General features: G+C 53.2%; 11 protein-coding genes. 3 read left to right on the top strand and 8 right to left on the bottom strand.

What is annotated here, in order from left to right; translation table 11 throughout:
- Positions 1-245 precede the first annotated feature (245 nt).
- The 6 genes from LKE23_RS08340 to LKE23_RS08315 form a co-directional block, all read right to left on the bottom strand.
- Entirely contained in the window at positions 246-953 is a 708-nt protein-coding gene (locus LKE23_RS08340; protein ID WP_291976881.1) for a hypothetical protein, read from the bottom strand.
- Entirely contained in the window at positions 946-1,818 is an 873-nt protein-coding gene (locus LKE23_RS08335; protein WP_291976879.1) for an ATP-binding cassette domain-containing protein, read from the bottom strand. Before LKE23_RS08335 ends, LKE23_RS08340 begins: the two co-directional genes overlap by 8 nt.
- On the bottom strand, positions 1,799-2,182 hold the full coding sequence (locus LKE23_RS08330; RefSeq protein ID WP_291976878.1) for a GntR family transcriptional regulator: 384 nt from the start codon (positions 2,180-2,182) through the stop codon (positions 1,799-1,801). The genes LKE23_RS08335 and LKE23_RS08330 overlap by 20 nt, the downstream gene beginning before the upstream one ends.
- 121 nt (positions 2,183-2,303) lie before the next feature.
- A complete protein-coding gene (locus LKE23_RS08325) occupies positions 2,304-5,153 on the bottom strand; it encodes a DUF3427 domain-containing protein (protein ID WP_291976876.1) in 2,850 nt (949 codons plus the stop codon).
- Between the two features lie 54 nt (positions 5,154-5,207).
- Positions 5,208-5,771: a phosphatase PAP2 family protein gene (locus tag LKE23_RS08320; RefSeq protein WP_434737596.1), complete on the bottom strand. Its 564-nt coding sequence runs from the start codon at positions 5,769-5,771 to the stop codon at positions 5,208-5,210.
- Positions 5,729-6,682, bottom strand: coding sequence for an aldo/keto reductase (locus LKE23_RS08315; protein WP_291976875.1), 954 nt, complete (start codon positions 6,680-6,682; stop codon positions 5,729-5,731). The genes LKE23_RS08320 and LKE23_RS08315 overlap by 43 nt, the downstream gene beginning before the upstream one ends.
- A gap of 157 nt (positions 6,683-6,839) precedes the next feature.
- Here LKE23_RS08315 and LKE23_RS08310 point away from each other — a divergent pair, with 157 nt between their 5' ends.
- The gene (locus LKE23_RS08310) at positions 6,840-7,763 is read left to right on the top strand and encodes an EamA family transporter (RefSeq protein WP_291976874.1); all 924 of its coding nucleotides are present in this window, start codon (positions 6,840-6,842) and stop codon (positions 7,761-7,763) included.
- On the opposite strand, the gene LKE23_RS08305 is transcribed toward LKE23_RS08310, so the two are convergent.
- Positions 7,760-8,284: a TetR/AcrR family transcriptional regulator gene (locus LKE23_RS08305; protein WP_291976873.1), complete on the bottom strand. Its 525-nt coding sequence runs from the start codon at positions 8,282-8,284 to the stop codon at positions 7,760-7,762. The genes LKE23_RS08310 and LKE23_RS08305 overlap by 4 nt on opposite strands.
- A gap of 108 nt (positions 8,285-8,392) precedes the next feature.
- Here LKE23_RS08305 and LKE23_RS08300 point away from each other — a divergent pair, with 108 nt between their 5' ends.
- Together LKE23_RS08300 and LKE23_RS08295 are read left to right on the top strand one after the other, a co-directional pair.
- On the top strand, positions 8,393-9,397 hold the full coding sequence (locus tag LKE23_RS08300; protein ID WP_291976872.1) for a lipocalin-like domain-containing protein: 1,005 nt from the start codon (positions 8,393-8,395) through the stop codon (positions 9,395-9,397).
- Between the two features lie 17 nt (positions 9,398-9,414).
- Positions 9,415-10,026: a transmembrane-type terpene cyclase gene (locus tag LKE23_RS08295; protein ID WP_291976871.1), complete on the top strand. Its 612-nt coding sequence runs from the start codon at positions 9,415-9,417 to the stop codon at positions 10,024-10,026.
- Between the two features lie 116 nt (positions 10,027-10,142).
- Here LKE23_RS08295 and LKE23_RS08290 read toward each other — a convergent pair whose 3' ends face one another.
- Positions 10,143-16,583: a mucin-binding protein gene (locus tag LKE23_RS08290; RefSeq protein ID WP_291976870.1), complete on the bottom strand. Its 6,441-nt coding sequence runs from the start codon at positions 16,581-16,583 to the stop codon at positions 10,143-10,145.
- Between the last annotated feature and the right edge of the window lie 325 nt (positions 16,584-16,908).

Genomic DNA, 16,908 nt, shown 5'->3' with positions numbered 1-16,908 from the left:
AAAAAAATTGCGGATAATAAGAGCAAAAACTGCCATAGTAAGATTAACCTAATTAGCGGAGCTTTCTAAATGAACATTTTCCAAATCAGTGTCTTTTTATATTATTGTTCACCACTTATCTATAGATCAATAATCTTTTGACCATTTCCAATTAGGCCCGTAATTAAAGACGAAATAAAATGCGCTGCTTTTAGGGCAACAAAAAAGTTCAGAACGATTTTTTCGCTCTGAACCATTTTTTAATTTTAATCCCGCCGCAGCTGCATGCGGTCGTTAAAGAACTTGGTCAAGAAGAGGACGACGGCCAGGTAAATCATCCAGAGAATCCACGGGGTTGCCGACGAATCGAGAAGGTTGAAGAGCCAGCCCAGTGAACCGATAAAGTGGCCGTTGCTGTAGTCGAGAGTTACGCCATCGACGGCTGACATCAGCATCATCAACAGAATAATTATCACTATCGGTATGCCGATTCCGACAATTACCTTCCACTTCCGATTGAGGAGGCCAAAGCCATTGCCGATTGCCTGGAAGGTCAGCACCGTTGTCAGCAGGCCCAGCAGGTGAATCAGCAGCGCGCTCCAGCTGCCCATTGGCCGGTAGGTAAGGGCCAAGAGCTCGTCGATCAGGTCAATCAAAATGGTTGAAAGCATTAAAGCTAAGAGGCGTCCCTGCCACATTGTTCGCCGTGAAACACCATTTTGAATCGCCCACTTAAAGTCGATGTAGGGCGTCACCAGAAAGTAGATGGCCAGAACGATCGGCAGAATATTCGCCAGGGTGGTCGGAATTCCCTGCAGGCTGACCAAGAATGATTGCAGATTATGGTTAAAAATCAATGCCAGTAAATCAAAAACCAGCTCAACGCCGACCACCCAGGCCGCGGCGGTCAGGGCCGTAATACCCAGCTGGTGCAGGACGTTGGTCGTGACCATTTCCTTCTTCGTGCTAATCATGGTTGTTTTCCCCTCCGTTCGTTAAGTAGATAAATAAGTGCTGCAGGTCGTAGTGGCCAAGCTGAACCTGGTCGGGCAGGATCCGGTCGTCGTCGAGGTCATCGTAGACGTAAGCGGTCCGCAGTTTCCCCATGTCTTCGACCTTCAGGACCCGCAGGCCGGCGGTGTACTGGTCAACCAGCTTGGCCGGGCCGCTGACGCTGTGTGCCCGGTCCAGCATCTCCTGGACGTCCGAATCCGCGATAACCTTGTGCTGGTCAATGACGATGACGTGTTCCACCAGCTGCTGAACCTCCTCGATCAAGTGAGTCGAGAGCACGAAGGTCCGCGGCTGGGCCTGGTAGCTCTTCAGGAGTTCCTGGTAGAAAAGCTCCCGGTGGCTGGCATCCAGGCCGAGCACCGGTTCATCCAGCAAGACGTAGTCAACCGCCACGTTGAGGGCCAGGATCATCTTGGCAATCGTCTGTTCCCCGGTCGACAGGTTGTTGAGGTGGGCCGATTCATCGAGACCGAACAGCTTTAACTGGCGTTCCGCCGTCTGGTAGTTGAAATGCCCATAGGCGCCGTTGGCCAGGTCGAACATCCGCCGCACGCTGGTCCGCTTCGGGTAAAGGTTGGCCTCGCTCATCAGGAAGATCTTGCCCAGAGCGTCATCATTGTTGTTGATGTTCTCCTTGCCCAGCTCAACCGTGCCGCTGGTCGGAAAAATCCGGTTGGTGATAATGTTGAGCAGGGTCGACTTCCCGGCCCCGTTGCTCCCCAGCAGGCCGTAGATCTTGGCCGGCGCCAGAGTAAACGAAACGTCGTCCAGGACCTCCCGATGTCCGAAACGCTTCGTGACGTGCTTAATGCTTAATTGTTCCATCGTGTTCCCCCCGTTCGATCAGTTCAATCAGGTGCTCCGTGGTGATGCCGAGCTTGGCGGCCTCGACCAGGAGTTTTTTGACGTAGTCGTTGTAGAAATTGTCCTTGCGCTGCTCCATGATTTTCTGGCGGGCCCCCGGGCGGACAAACATCCCGATGCCCCGTCGTTTTTCCAGCAAACCCGCATCCACCAGCATGTTCATCCCTTTCAAAACGGTGGCTGGATTGATGTGCAGCTGCTGAGAAAGCTGGGTCGTTGACGGCACCTGGCTGTCCTCCTCAAAGGCCCCGGTGAAGATCATCTCTTCCAGCTGTGCGGCCAGCTGTTGGTAGAGCGGTGCCGATTCGTCAAACTTGAATTGCAAAGGATCACCTTCTCTTCGCTTGGTTACTTATTTGGTTAATTACTTATGTAACTAAGTATATAGGCAACCATATCAAAATGCAAGTAAAAATCACCTGACGATCTCTCATCAGGTGATTTGATTAATCAAATAACAATTCATACATCCGCGGCGCCAGGGGCCGGTCCAATAGCAGGTCCATCCCCACCGCGGCTTTTTTCTTCGGCCCCAGCTGCTCTTCTTTAACCGTGCCGGGCTGAATCTTAGCCGGGCCCAGGTAGTAGAACTGCTTGCCGGCCGCGTCCGAACGCTTGACGAAGAGGTGGAGCTGCACCTTGGGCTGGCCCTCGTCGACGCCGGCCAGCAGCTCCTGCACCTCTGGTGAGCTCAAGTGGCGCGGGCTCCGGGTGTACCAGCGCAGTGACTGGCCGTTGCGCAGCTGGTTATCATAGACGGCGTTGCGTTTTTCCCCGTCGTCCTTGTGATAGGTGATGAAGATCGGGCAGACGTCCCCGGCCACCCGGTAGCCGTACATCGGCGCACTGACGTCCAGCGGCCAATTCAGCAAGCGGCAGACGTCCAGTCGGCTGTATTGCCGGTACAAGGTGAATTGGCGCGCCGGGTCGTAGCCGTGACTGATCACCAGGCCGGTGGCAACGGCATCCGTAAAGAGCTTAGCGAATTGGGAATTGTCCTGCAGGGCCGCCGTCAACTGCGGACTTAACCGATAACCGTTATCCGTCTGAATGACCAGCGGCTGCCCACCGTAACGGGCCTTTTTCGTCTGCTTGCCGGCCTTCACGTCGAAGAAATCCAGCGAGAGGATTGCCAGCACGGACCGCAGCGTGGCCGGATCGGCGCTGGCCCCCGCCCTTTTCAACAGTTCCCGGCAACGCTCCCGCGAACACGTGGCGTGGTCCACCAGTTCCCGCAGCAGCAACAGTTCGTGGGGTCGCTTGCCGTTCAGCAACTCCTTGGTCACAAAGGAAAGGACCGCACTCTCCCCCTTGCTCAAGGTCACTCGCTCCCCCATCCGGGTCAGGAAGTTGCCGTAGTGGGCTAGCCGCGAATTAGCCGCGAAGACCAGTGGCGAGGTTGAGCCGAAGCGCTGAAAGTCGCGCAGGTAGGGTACCCGGCCCAGCTTGTTCTTCAGCTCCTGGTAGGATTGGCGCAGGCTGGTCATCGAATCGAGCTTGGTTTGCCCCAGAGAATGCAGGATCTGTGCGGTGGCCACCCGGGTGAAGTTAATTGTCGAGAGGCCGACAATTCCGGGCAGGCGGGTCTCGGCCCGGGCCCGGTCAAGACTGCGGCTGGTGTCGTGATTAAGTGCCAGTGGAATCAAATAGTTGTTTTTGTAGTTGCCGATGAAGTCCAGGACGGTCAGGTAGTCCTTGCCCGGGTACTTGCGCAGGCCCCGGCCGAGCTGCTGGAGGAAGACGATCGCCGACTGGGTATTGCGCAGCATCACGACCTGGTTTAAGGACGGGATATCGACCCCCTCGTTGAAGAGGTCGACGGTGACGATGTACTCCACTTTTCCGGCTTCCAGGTCCTGGACCGCTTGGTGGCGCCGCGCGACTGAATTCTGGTTGGTCAAGGCGACAGCCGGATGACCCTGGGCGCTGAACTGGGCCGCCAGTTCGTGGGCCTCGTCCTGGCGAGAACAGAAGACTAACCCCCGTGGCTGCCGGCCGCAGTAGCCATAGTAGTCCAGCTGCCGTAAGACATAGTGCACCCGTTCCGGGGCCACCAGCCGCCGCAGCTGGGTGGTCTCATCGATCGTCGTGTCACCGACCGTGTAGTCCTGGACACCGACGTAGTGGAACGGCGCCAGCATCCCCGCCTCCAGGGCATCCTGCAGGCGGATCTCATAGGCCAGGTGGTAGTCGAAATTGGCGTAGACGCTCTGCTGGTCGGGGCGGTCGGGTGTGGCCGTCATCCCCAGCCAGAATTGTGGCCGGAAGTGTTCCATGATCCGCTGGTAGGACGGCGCGGCCACCCGGTGAACCTCATCGATCAGGATGTAGTCGAACTCGTCCGGGGCAAAGCGCTCCAGCACCGCCGGCTGGCTCATCGTCTGAACGGTGGCGAAGAGGTACTTGGCCCCGGTATCATGGCGGTCCCCCGTCAGCATCCCGAAGTCCGTCGCCGGGCCGCCGATTACCCGTCGAAAGCTGGCCAGTGACTTACGGGCGATCTGTTCACGGTGGACCAGATAGAGGAAGCGGTGCGGCCGGAAGTCACGGACCGCCAGCGCGCCGAGGTAGGTTTTCCCCGTCCCGGTAGCCGAAACAACCAATCCGTGATGGGCGCCAGATTTTACGAGGGCGTTTAGCTCCTTGAGGGCCGCGGCCTGCATTGGATTTGGCTCGATCTTGGCCGTGGCGGCTGACGCGGGTTGAGCGGCGGCCCGAACCGGCGGCCGCCAGCGCTGCGCGTAGTCGGCCAGCCATTCCTGATCGAGCTCCCGGCTGTCCCGCTCCAGTGCCGCCAATTGTTCCTTCAGCTGCTCGGCCAGGGCTGCCTGGTCGCGGGTGCTGATCCTCAGCGCCCACTCGGTGTTGGCCAACAGTGCCGCACGGGTGAAGTTGGCGCTGCCGATCACCACCGTCTGGTAATCGCCGTGATCGAAGAGGTAGCCCTTGGCGTGAAAGCCCCGTCCCGTTGCGATTTTGACGGTCAGGTTGGGGATCTTCAGCAGCTCTTCGAAGACCCGGGGCGAGTTGAAGCCAAGGTAGTCACCGGTAAGCAGCGTTCCCCGCACTCCCTTGGCGGCCAGGTCGGCCATCACGACCTTAAATGGCACCAGCATGTCGGCCGTGATGAAGGCCACCGCCCAGGTAAAACTCCGGCAGGTGAGCAGTTCGCGCCGCAAAGTCAACCAGATCTTGTCCTGGTCCCGGTTGGTCAACAGCCCCGGCGAAAGCAGCTCGTGGCCGCGGTAGCGCTGGTCGTAGAGCCCGTTTAAGATTGCATTTTCTAACGGATCCATTTTTTCCTCCCCAATAATGAAGGCCCGCTTGCGTGCACAAACGGGCCGGGATTTTTAAATAAACAATAAGCTACCGGCTACCAGGCCACAGAGAGCACCCACGATGACGTCGCGCGGGTAGTGAACCCCGCCGATCACCCGGATCAGGGCCAATGCGGCCGCCAGGACAAGGAACAGTGCCCCCCAGAGCCAGCTGAGCCGCAGCACGCACATGGCAATCGTGACCGCCGAAAAGACGTGGCGGCTCGGCATCGAGTCCCCCTTCTTGGTTCGGGGAATCAGGGGATCGATCGCCCATTCCTCGTAGGGCCGGGGGCTGTTCAGCCAGTCCCGTACCAGCGAGAGCAGGATGAAGCTGATCCCCGGCACGAGAACAAAGGGCAACACCCGATGGAAAGCTGCATCCCAGCTCACCCGGCTCCCCAGCCAGATCAGACCGGCAAGCAGGGCAATGTAGCAGCCGTACATCACAACCTCGATTAGGTGGTTGAAAAACCGCAGCAGGCGGATCCAGCCGGGATGGCGGACGAACGGCGCGGTCAGTCGCTGATAGAAGGCCACGTAGTCATGCCTGATCATGGCAGGTCGTTGCCGGCCGCGAAGTAGATGTCGTACCATTCCTGCTTGGTCAACCGGATGTCGGAACCGGCCGCGCTGTCGGCAATGTGGGCCGTGTTCATCGTGCCGAGTAGGACCTGCATCTGGGCCGGGTGCCGTAGAATCCAGGCCACCGCGATGGCGTTCTTGCTGGCATGGTACTTATCCGCCAGCTTGGCCAGTAGGTCGTTGAGGTCGGCAAACTTGTCATTGTTGATGAAGGTGCCGGCAAAGGTCCCATACTGGAACGGTGACCAGGTCTGGATCGTCATGTGCTTGCGCCGGGCGTACTCGAGCAGGCCGCCGTCGTGGTTGATCGAGCGGGCGTCGGTCATGTTGGTGTGGAGGCCAAAGTCGATCATCCCCGTGTGGGCAATACTGAACTGGACCTGGTCGACCAACAGCCGCTGATCGGTGGCCGACTGCAGTAGCGCGATCTGCTGGGGGTTGAAGTTGGAGACGCCGAAGTGGCGAACCTTCCCCGCCGCCTGGAGCTCATCAAAAGCCGCCGCGACTTCCGCCGGGTCCATCAGCGGGTCGGGCCGGTGGATCAAGAAGGAATCCAGGTAGTCGATTCCCATCCGCTGGAGGATCCCGTCGACGGCCTGAATGAGATGCGTCTTGGACGAGTCGTAGCGGGTGATCTTGTTGTCGCTGTTGGCAAAGAGGCCGCCCTTGGACTGGATGTAGAAATCATCCCGACTCAAGCCACTCTTCTTGAAGGCCTGGCCGAAATGAATCTCGGAAGATCCCCGACCGAGCACGGGATCGTTGCCGTAAATATCCGCCGAATCGATGAAGTTGATTCCGACCTCGTGGGCCATTTGCAGAGCTTCGACCGCCTGCGGAACGGGCAGGGTGCCCATCCGCATGATCCCCAGGGCCACGTTCGAAGCCACCCAATTGGTACCGCCAATTTTAACTGTTTGCATAGTTCTTGCCTTCTTTAATTTAAAATCCGAGTCGCCAAAACATCCTTAATCATTTTAAATGCTTTCCCTTTACTTTGCTAGGAAAATCTGCCCAGCGGTTTGCAGGACGGTCAATCCGTGTTACATTGGACTAACTACGTAAACGGGGGGAATTAGATTGAACAAGCAAACCAAGGGAATCCTGCTCGCCGCGGGCGGGGCCTCACTCTGGGGTGGCTCCGGGGCCGCCGCCCAGTACCTTTTTTCGACCACCAATATTTCGACGACCTGGCTGGTGGCCGTCCGCCTGATCGCCGCCGGAATTCTGCTGACGCTCATCAGTGCGATTAAGGTCCCGCACCAGGTCCGGGCCCTCACCCACCAGCGGCGCAACCTGGCCTACCTGCTTGCCTTCGCCCTCTTCGGCATGATGAACTCGCAGCTGACCTACTTTCTGGCGGTCAAGTACAGCAACGCGCCGACCGCCACGGTGATCCAGTACCTGCAGCCGGTGCTGATCATCCTCTGGCTGTCCATCTCCCAACGACAGTGGCCGCGGCGCATCGACTGCATCTCGATCGTCATCGCCCTGATCGGGACCTTCTACCTGGTGACGGGCGGCCATCTCAACACGCTAACGCTGACACCGATCGCCCTCTTTTGGGGGCTCTGGTGCGCGGGAGCCGCGGCGCTCTACACTCTCTTGCCCCGACCACTGTTGCAACGCTACGATGCCCTAGCCGTCTGCGGGCTGGCGATGCTGATCAGCGGGATCGTCCTCCTGCCGTGGCTGGTGACGATGCCCCTGCCGCACCTGACCGCGGGCGACTGGTGGCTGGTGGCCTACATCATCGTCGGTGGGACGATGTTCTCCTACACGATGTTTTTACAGAGCATCCGCTACATCTCACCATCGGTCACCGGAATTCTCAGTGCCTTTGAGCCCCTGATCGCCACCCTGCTGGCCGTGACCCTGCTTGGCACCCGACTGACCCTGGCAGCCGTGGTTGGTTCGCTTTTGATCCTCTTCACCACTTTTCTTCAGGCGATTCCGATGCAAAAGCTGCTGGGACTGTTCCACCGCTCTTCCAGTCACGGCTAAATGTTGAACAGGAAGCGCCGGCCGACGTCAGCGGCGATCTCTTCGGGCGTCTCCTGGCAGCCATCCTGGATCCATTCCAGGAGGACAATCATGATGCCACCCTCCACGAACTCCGCCTGGCGCTGGGTCAGGGAAAACTGTTCCTGGTACCGTTGCAAAATAAGCTGCATGTTCTTTTGAAACGACAGATAAATCAAATCAATTTGACCATCACGCACCAGCATCCTGATTTGCTGGTGCTTTTTTTGCCAATAGGAAAAGCTCAGGATCATGATGCTTTGCAAGCTGACCTGGGATTGGTCCTGCTTGGCGAGTTCAGCCATGAAGTTCTTGAATTCGTGGTCAAAGAATTTCTCAACGATATCTTCTTTGCTTTTAAAATTCCGGTAGTAGGACAGGCGCGCGACCCCGGCCTTTTGGGTAAGTTCCGTGATGCTGATCTTTTCAAAGGAGTTCTTCTTGAGGAGTTCAAATAGGGCATCGGTGATGAGCGCCGACGCCTTGAGTGAGTATTCTGCCATCTTTTTCCTCCATGTAACAAAACGCGTTTGATTGTATCTTATAAAATTTCGTGCGGATCCGTATACTTCAATTATCAACAAAAACATTATTGAAGGGAAGATCAGAACATGAAAAACTACCAAGCAGAATACGACAAGCTTCACATTAATTATCCAATCAAGGAACGCAACAAGGAGGCCGAATGGTGGTACTTCGACGCCGACCTCGACAACGGCGATCGGCTGGTCCTGATGTACTCGGTCAACGACACCCGCCTGTACCCTCGCAAGCCGTCCGTGCGCTTCGACCTCTACGAAAAGAACGGACACAACCATTCGTTCATCAACGAATACACCGAAGAGGACGCCGCCTTCAGTCGTGAAAAGTGTGCTGCCAACTTTGCCAACCAGGAATGGTGCCGGGACTGCGGTGACCACTATGAGGTCCGGGCCCGCGCTAACGGTTACGAAGTGGATCTGCGTTTCTATCCTCAGGTACCGGGCTGGCAAGCGGGCAAGGAAGGGCGCCTAATGTATAACCCGCAGACCGGGGACGAAAAGGCCTGGGTGGTGGCCCAACCGGCGGCCCGGGTGGAAGGAAAGCTGGTTAAGAACCAGGAAACAATCATGGTTAAGGGGACCGGCTACCACGATCACAACTGGATGAATATGGACAACGGGGACATGCTTGACCACTGGCACTGGGGAAAGGTCCACACGGCCGAACTGGCAGTTGACTACGGGATCATGATTCCAGCCAACCCGAATGTGGCACCGGCAATTACCCTCCTGGTCGAGGATCGGGATCATCTTTACCTGGAGCCCGGTGACGAGCACCATCGCAAGGGCGAAGTCAGCTTCGAGCTGCTGGACACGGTCAAGGAGCCAACGCTCGGCTTGTCCTTTGCCCAGCGGCTGGTGATCCATGCTAAGACGCCGGAAATCAAGTTGGACCTGGACATCAAAGTCGATCACTTTGTCATGAAGGACCTAAACGAGTTGCCAACCGGTGGAGAATCCGCTTATCGCTACGTCGGCAACGAAACTTTAACCGTTAAGCGCCACGGTCAGGAGGAAGTCGACGAAACCCATTCGCTGCACGAGGTTGTATTCCCGCATAAGGCCAACGAATAGAACGGGAGGCTGAGACGATGACCCTCTTTTTAACCCTTGTCAGCGGAATCGCATGGACGATTGTCTACATTGAATGCATTCGCCTGGGATTTAAGGACAAGACCTATAGCATGCCCCTCTTCGCCCTCGCTTTAAACATTGCCTGGGAAGGGATCTATTCCTTCGTCGACCTTCAGTCCTTTTCGGCACAAACAATTGCGAACCTTGTCTGGTTTGTCTGTGATCTGCTGATTGTCTATACTTATTTCAAGTTCGGGCGCAAGGAATTTTCCGCCAATAGTCAGCGATTCTTCGTCCCGATCAGCATCACCGTTTTTGCAACCTGCCTGTTAGTCCAGCTGGCCTTCTACTGGCAGTTCGGCCTGCGCTATGGCTCCCGTTATTCCGCCTTCTTGCAGAATCTAGTGATGTCGCTTCTCTTTATCGCGATGCTCTTCAAGCGTGACGGCAAAAGGGGGCAAAGCATGACCATTGCGGTTGCCAAATGGCTGGGCACCCTGGCGCCAACCATTTTGATGGGGGTTCTCCAAGAAATCAACATCTACGTCATCGTCTGCGGTGCCTTGTGTTCGGTATTTGACATTGCTTACATTGTTCTCCTCGCCCGGTGGCCTCGAATTCAGGAATAATCCAAGAAAATTTTCGACACGACAAAAAGTCCTCCACTAACACTCAAGTAGTGCTAGTGGAGGACTTTATTTTACATAGTTCTGATCATCCGTTACCGGAAAAATCACTTAAACCCTTAGTCACGTTTCTTCCGCTTAGCCAAGCCAAACATACTCGTCAAGCCGACTAGCATCAAACCGCCAATTGCGGCTTCGGAGCGATCATTGCCCGTTTGCGGTAACTTGTTCTGCTGGGTTTGCTTTGCACTCGAACCTGTCGTTGTCCGTTTTCCACTCACTGAATCGTGATTCCCTGACGAAATGATTTCTTTGGTAGGGTGTCCTGACTCATCATGTGTTGCCGGGGTAGTCGGCTGGGTAGGATTGCTTGGCTCACTCGGCGCTGTCGTTGGCTGCGTCGGACTGCTTGGCTCACTTGGCGCCGTTGTTGGCTGTGTCGGATTACTTGGCTCACTCGGCGCCGTTGTTGGTTGCGTCGGATTGCTTGGCTCGCTCGGTGCTGTCGTTGGCTGTGTCGGTTGCGTCGAACCATTCGGCGTGTAAATGACCGTCTTAACAACGTCAGCATCGCCAGCATTAACAGTGGCTCCTTTGACGCTCGTCTGATCAGCAGTATAGCCGTTGATCGTCGGACTAGTGACGTCTTTGAACTTCTGTGGTGACGTCGGATTCCAAGTCGTCTTGCCCGTTACCAGGTCAGTTGTCCCGGTTCGGGTAAACTTAACGCTTTGAACATTATCATCAGCGGCCTTGGTACCATCAGCGTAGATATAGTGAATCGTCTGCTTGATCGTTACGTCTTGCGTTGCAGACTTTGTGCCATGCTTCAGGTGAACTACGAAGACGTTCTTGGCATTATCAGAATCATACTTAGCGCCGGCAGTGAAGCTGTTAGAAACAAGAATATAACCTTGACTCTTGTAATTATTGATCCGCGTTGCTGGATCAATATTGAAACTAATCTCATCGCCAGACTTGCCAGTAGCAGTATCCGTGTTTAAGATCTGACCAGTCGTATCATCAATGTAGGTAATCTTGGCGTTTTGTTTGTCGGCAGTATAAATAACCGTCTTTTCGATATTCTGACTATCAGGATCAACAGTAACACTTTCGATACTGCTGTAATCAGGAGTATAGCCATCAATCGTTGGGCTAATCACTTCGGCAAACGTGTGCCGACCATTTTCTGACCAAGCACTCCATTTAGATTTTTTGGTTACTAAGTCAGTCGTCTTGCTGCGACTAAAGGTGAAGCTCTGTACCTTATCCGGTTTAGCCGTCGTGCCATTATCATACTTGTAATGGATCGTTTCCGTAACCGTCTTAAAATCGTAGTCGACATGCGTGCCATGTTTCAGATGGACTTCGAAATTATTCTTTAAGCCGTATTTAGTGCCATCTGTGAAGTCATTGGAAACCAGCTCGTAGCCTTGTCCTTCGTAGGCGCTGATCTTATCAGTTGGTTTAGTTGGGAAATTAATTACCGAATTATAGTCGCCGCTAGTTTGCTCAGTTGCCAAAGTCTGGCCAGTCGTGTCATCAATGTACTCGATCGTGGCCTGTTCCGTGTCAGGAGTCATTGTGATGTAGGTAATGACGTAGGACGAATTTTGTGGCATATATGCCGTCGTGTAATCTTGTTGATATTGCTCGTATTGCTTGGTTGCGATCGTCGTTGCCGGAATCATGGAGCTATACCCTGATTCATAATTTGGTGAATAGTAAACATAGATACTAGATGATGAAGGCGTAACCTGAATGCCATCAATAGTTAGGCCAGAAGAACCATTACTTTGGTCGATAACGCTCTTCACATAATCTTCGGCACTCATCTCAGCTTGTAACACCGTTGGATCATTTAATGAAATCCACTTGTATTGGCCGCTTTGGGGATCCTGAACCAGCATTTTCAGGTCATGATAGCCTTTTGTATCAAAGCCGTGATAATCACCAAAAGCAATCTTTAAGTTGGAAACACCTTGGTTCTCGTCACCATTGTAGTTTTTGGCAATGTTGAGATCAAAGGTGATGGTTGCGTCCAAGTGGTTGGCTTTTTGCAGGCCCTGGATTGAACCCATCAAGGAGTCGGCATCCTCTCCTTCATAAGTATAAGGAGTTCCATCCAAATTGAATTGAATGCTGCCACCATTGGTATTGTGCGGAGATAAGGTATCAACCTTACCATCTGCATTCGGCACTAATGTCCCGTAGATCAGGTGAGCATGATCGACCAGGGTTTGGTGATCGGCATTGCTCGTATCAGAATATGTCCCGTCAGTGTAAGCCTGTGCTAGCTGATCGGCGTATGCGGGATCCACCTGCACAATTGGCGGGAGGGCAATTGGAATATCAAGCTTTTCCTGAACGACATTCTCTTTGACGTGAATTACATAATTCAGGTCCTGATTGCCAATTTTTCCGTCAAAAGCGGTGAAGCCGTTGCTGACCAATTGGTAGCGAGCATACTTTCCATCTTTGTGCTTATTACCATTAGAGTCATACCAATTTTGCGTCAACTCCGCTAATTCTTCATTCACCGGGACTTTAAGCTGATCATCTGAAAGCTCCGCACCAACGCGGCCCGATGAGCTATAAGTACTGTCGATTTGTTCGCCGGTATCATCATCAATAAATTTAACGATGACTGCATGTCCAACAAATTTCAGGTGAACCTTGATGGGATCCTGACTGCTGGTGAAGACCACGTTCTGCCCCTTAGTCGGGTCGGAAACCAAGTCATAGCCTAAGTTTTCATACTTAGCAATGGTTTTCTTAGTGTTGTAGCCAGAATCTGCCCCATATTTACCGGCTAGCGATTTTGTTTCAAGAACCTTGCAATTATCGGAATCATCAATGTACTCAACTTTAGCTGTTTCGTCAGCTGGCGAGTAGGTCACCGTTTCGACCAAATCATCAGTCGACGAATCAACGGTCACCGCGGCAACCGAAGTTTTATCTGGTGTATAGCCGTCAATAGTTGGACTCGTCACCTCAGGCAGAGTATCCGTTGCCACTGTCTCGGACCAGGCAACTTTACCGGTGAATGGATTTTTGTAGCCAGTGCTTTCAAACTTCTTTGACGTCTGCACAGCATCGTTGTGCGCTTTAGAACCATCAGCATAAACATAGTGAACAGTTCTAGTAACTTGATGTTCTCCAGTAACCTTTTGCGCGACTTTGCCTTCGAAGACCACTGCATCCCCGTCAAAGTCATACGCCACCGTCTGGTCGAAGGCGGCCGTTCCGTTGGTATAACCAGCGGCGTAGCTGGCATTCGAATTTTTAATCGTTGGGTGGTCATAGTCCAGAACCATGTGTTCCGGCAGCAGCATGTGATCGCTGTTGGTCAAATCGCTGTCCTTAGTCACGAAGTCCGTCCGCTTCATCGTTGCGCTGCCGTCATCGTTATAGGTCACGGCCTTATCTGACAATTCAACATAATGGTCAGTCCCGTTATCATCCTGATAGTGAACGATAGTTTTGACTGTTGATTTCCCGACAACTGTCAGCTTAGCCGAGGATTTGTCACCCGGGTGAATGGCGATTTGCCGTAGATCGTCACCAGAGCTATAGACAAGTTCTGAAGCATAGATAGACTTGCCAACATGATCATAAATCTGATTGTCAATCATCTTCATGGTCACCCGGGCTGTCAACTGTTTATTAATTTCCGAATTAAAGACGATCTTGATGGCCTTGATTTTGCTCCAATCGGTTACTTGGTCAGCCGTCAGGCCCGTCCTACCGGCTAGGCTGTTTGCGCCTTGATCTAAGTCGGCGCGGTCCGTGTAGTAAGTGACCGTCACTTGATTGGAGAGGTCCGTGTTCGTATTCGGGTCGGTCACAGAAACTGGGCCGGTCAACGCTGGGGTGAATCCACTCTTGCCGTCCTCTGTGCTTGGCAGATTAATGACCTGAGTGGCGTGCTCAATTTTAGCGTCTGAATCTCCGTTGATCAGTGAACCGAAGATCGTAAAATGGGTCGGGTCATTGCCACTGATATCCTGGGTTGAAGTACTTACGGAAGTAGTATTCGTATTTCCTTGGGTCATAGTTGCCGGTACGGTCCCGGCTGCCACGTTGATCTTCCACTGCGCATTATATCCAAGGCCGGTTTCGCTGCTGCCATGATACATTGCCTTTTGAACATCGATGTGTTCTTGGCTGACCAGGGCCTCAAAGGTATCCTTATCGCTGGCTTCGAAATTATTGCTGGTCGGGCGGTGGTCCGCTGCGTTATTGGAATTATCATTGACGGATTCAACTTGATCCCCATTCTTGGCGACCACCAGGAATGGCGTGTGCTTTACCGAGGTCAGGTAGTCGATCCCGTTGCTGTAGTAGACCTTGACCGAAAATCCATTTTCCAAATGAGCATAGTTTGACAGGTCGATCTTCAAAAAGGTGTGGCCATTAATATTCAAGGTCGTGGTGCTTTTTGGAGTTAATGAAGTGTGACCATTGCCCCATGGCATCGCATTTCCAGCTTCGCCGACTTGGATAGCCTTGTTTGGGTCCAGGATGGCGTTGTCCGGGACTTCGATGTACATAATTGGCTGGTCCAGCTGCGGTTTGCCATACCCGGAATCGGTGATTTCATAGCCAATGCTGCCGGCGCTAACGACCCCCGGATCAACAGAGTTCTGAGAACTGTCCGAAGCCATTAACACACCCTGTTTATTGCTTTTGAACAAGGTGAGACGGTCATAAGTCGTGTTAAACGAGGCCACCGGTGCCTGATCGGCCGACACGCTGGCCTTCAAGACCAGCAGGTCGCCGCTGGCAACTGGGTTGCCGTTCGCGTAGCTGGAAGCCAGGGTGAAATTGGACCCCTGCTTCAATTGGAAGCTCAGCTGATCTTCATAATCGTAGGTCGCGAACCGGACTGATAAGGACCGGATGGATTTGTTGGCTGCTCCCTGAATGATCCCGTTATTAGGAATCTCCTTGATCAAGGCCGTCGTACCATCGGTGTAAGTGATTTGAACCCCGTAACTCAAATCCAAATCCGCAAGCCCTTTATTGTTGCTGGAGAGCTGAACGGAATGCGCATTGACCCCGTTAGGGATTTGTACAGAAATGACGACGTTGGTTGCCTGCCGGTTGGAAATCGGGGTGACCGTGGCATAAAAGCCAGAGCCTCCATTTTTGTGCGTAGTATCAACGTCCACTGTATTCTCTGGGACGTCGTCAGTCTTGTTCGTGTAGTCGGCTTCGTATGATTGATTAACCCCAACCAGCTGACCAATCTGGGTATTATCCGTGGATTCAAAGATTTTTAGGTTAACCGGCGCCGCCGTCTGAGTCAGCGAATAGTTGTTTTGGTCGGTCAGGGTGACGGCAGGCTGCTGCAGGGTGGTGTTGTAAACCCCGTTGGCAAAGGCGCTGTCGGGCACGTTGTAAACCCCCGTCAGAATCAGTTGCAGTTCCCTGGCGTTCAGCAGTGAACGCAGCTGGGAATTACTGTCCACCGGGATGTCAATCGTCAGCGTCTTACCCGAGACCATGCCGCTAGTGACAGCAATGCTCTCGATGATCCTGTCGCCTTCCTTCAGGTCAACCTTGGTTGGCTGGTAATAATCGGGCAGGTTGTTATAAACCACGGTCATGTGGGTCAGGTTGTCCTTGGACCCCATCATGTTGACGGTCCCCGGGACAAGTTTGGTCACCAGGTCGACCCCGCTCTTCTTATTCCAGACGTTTTCAATGGTTGAACCGTTATCTTCCTCCAAGGTGAACGGCCGACCAATGGCCTGAATATCAAAATTCCCAATTTTGCTGCCGTTTTTAGTAACGTAACCGTGATTGATGACCTTTTCGTAAGAACCGGCCTCCGTAAGTCCAGGAACAGACGACAAACTGAGGGTGATTGTTTGTTTGACGCTGCCAGTAGTAGTAAAGCGATCCGTGATGATGTAGTAATTCTGATCCTCAGTAAAAGTCGTTGTTCCCAAATAGGATCCCAGTTTAGCCACGTCATTACTGCCAACTTCAATCCCACCCTTTGGGATATAAATCTGGTAGACGTCATCATCTTGGAAGTTATTCGAAATGAATTTCAAGCTCGAACTGCTCTTAGCCTCGTCGAGCTGGTCGTTGCTAATCGTGATACTGGCCTGATCACCATCGTTCAGACTTACAGTTTGGGATTGTCCCTGACCGACTTCTTGCTTATTAGTATTTGCGTCCTGATTTGCCGGAACTTCAATGGGAGTCGTCGGAGCTGGAAGGGCTTGGGGTGCGGGCTGTGCACTAGAACTAGATTGTGAAGCACTGGAAGCCGCTGATTCACCTTGAGTAGTCTGACCAGCCTGGCTCGTACTCGTCTTCAGCGTTGCCTGGCTACCCTGCAATTCATTTCCAGCCGAACTCACCTCAGTTTCATTAGACTGGGGCGGCGTATCAGCGTCCGCCTGGGCAGTTTGTACCCCCCCCAGGTATATCATCGTTGATAGCAGTACCGAAGTAACGCCGATCGACAGTTTCCGCAATCCATAGTGCGGCACCCGGTCCGCGCTATGTTGTAACCTATTTTGTTGATTATTCTTTCCAACCATAATTACCAATTCTCCCTTTTGCGATAGTTTAGACCATTAAAGCATTAATATTTACAACTATTATCACACAAAATCAGTTAACGGCAAGTGTTTGACATTGAACCTTTTCGTTAATTGTGCTTCTCTAGGCGATTATACCTCATCCCTAAAAAGAGATTGGTTTTGGTCCACAAAATGTGCATTTCCTCCAACATTTAGTTATTCTCTTTCAATGATGAAAGCGCTACAATAGGCTCTGGTTTGGGAAATGACAGCAGTTAAGATTGCCGCTGTTATTTTCATATTTTGCTCAAGTGGTTAAGATCGGAGGTAGGAAATGTACCAA

This window comes from Limosilactobacillus sp. (genome assembly GCF_022482365.1).
Taxonomy (GTDB): domain Bacteria; phylum Bacillota; class Bacilli; order Lactobacillales; family Lactobacillaceae; genus Limosilactobacillus.
This window is presented reverse-complemented; position numbering and strand designations above follow the sequence as displayed.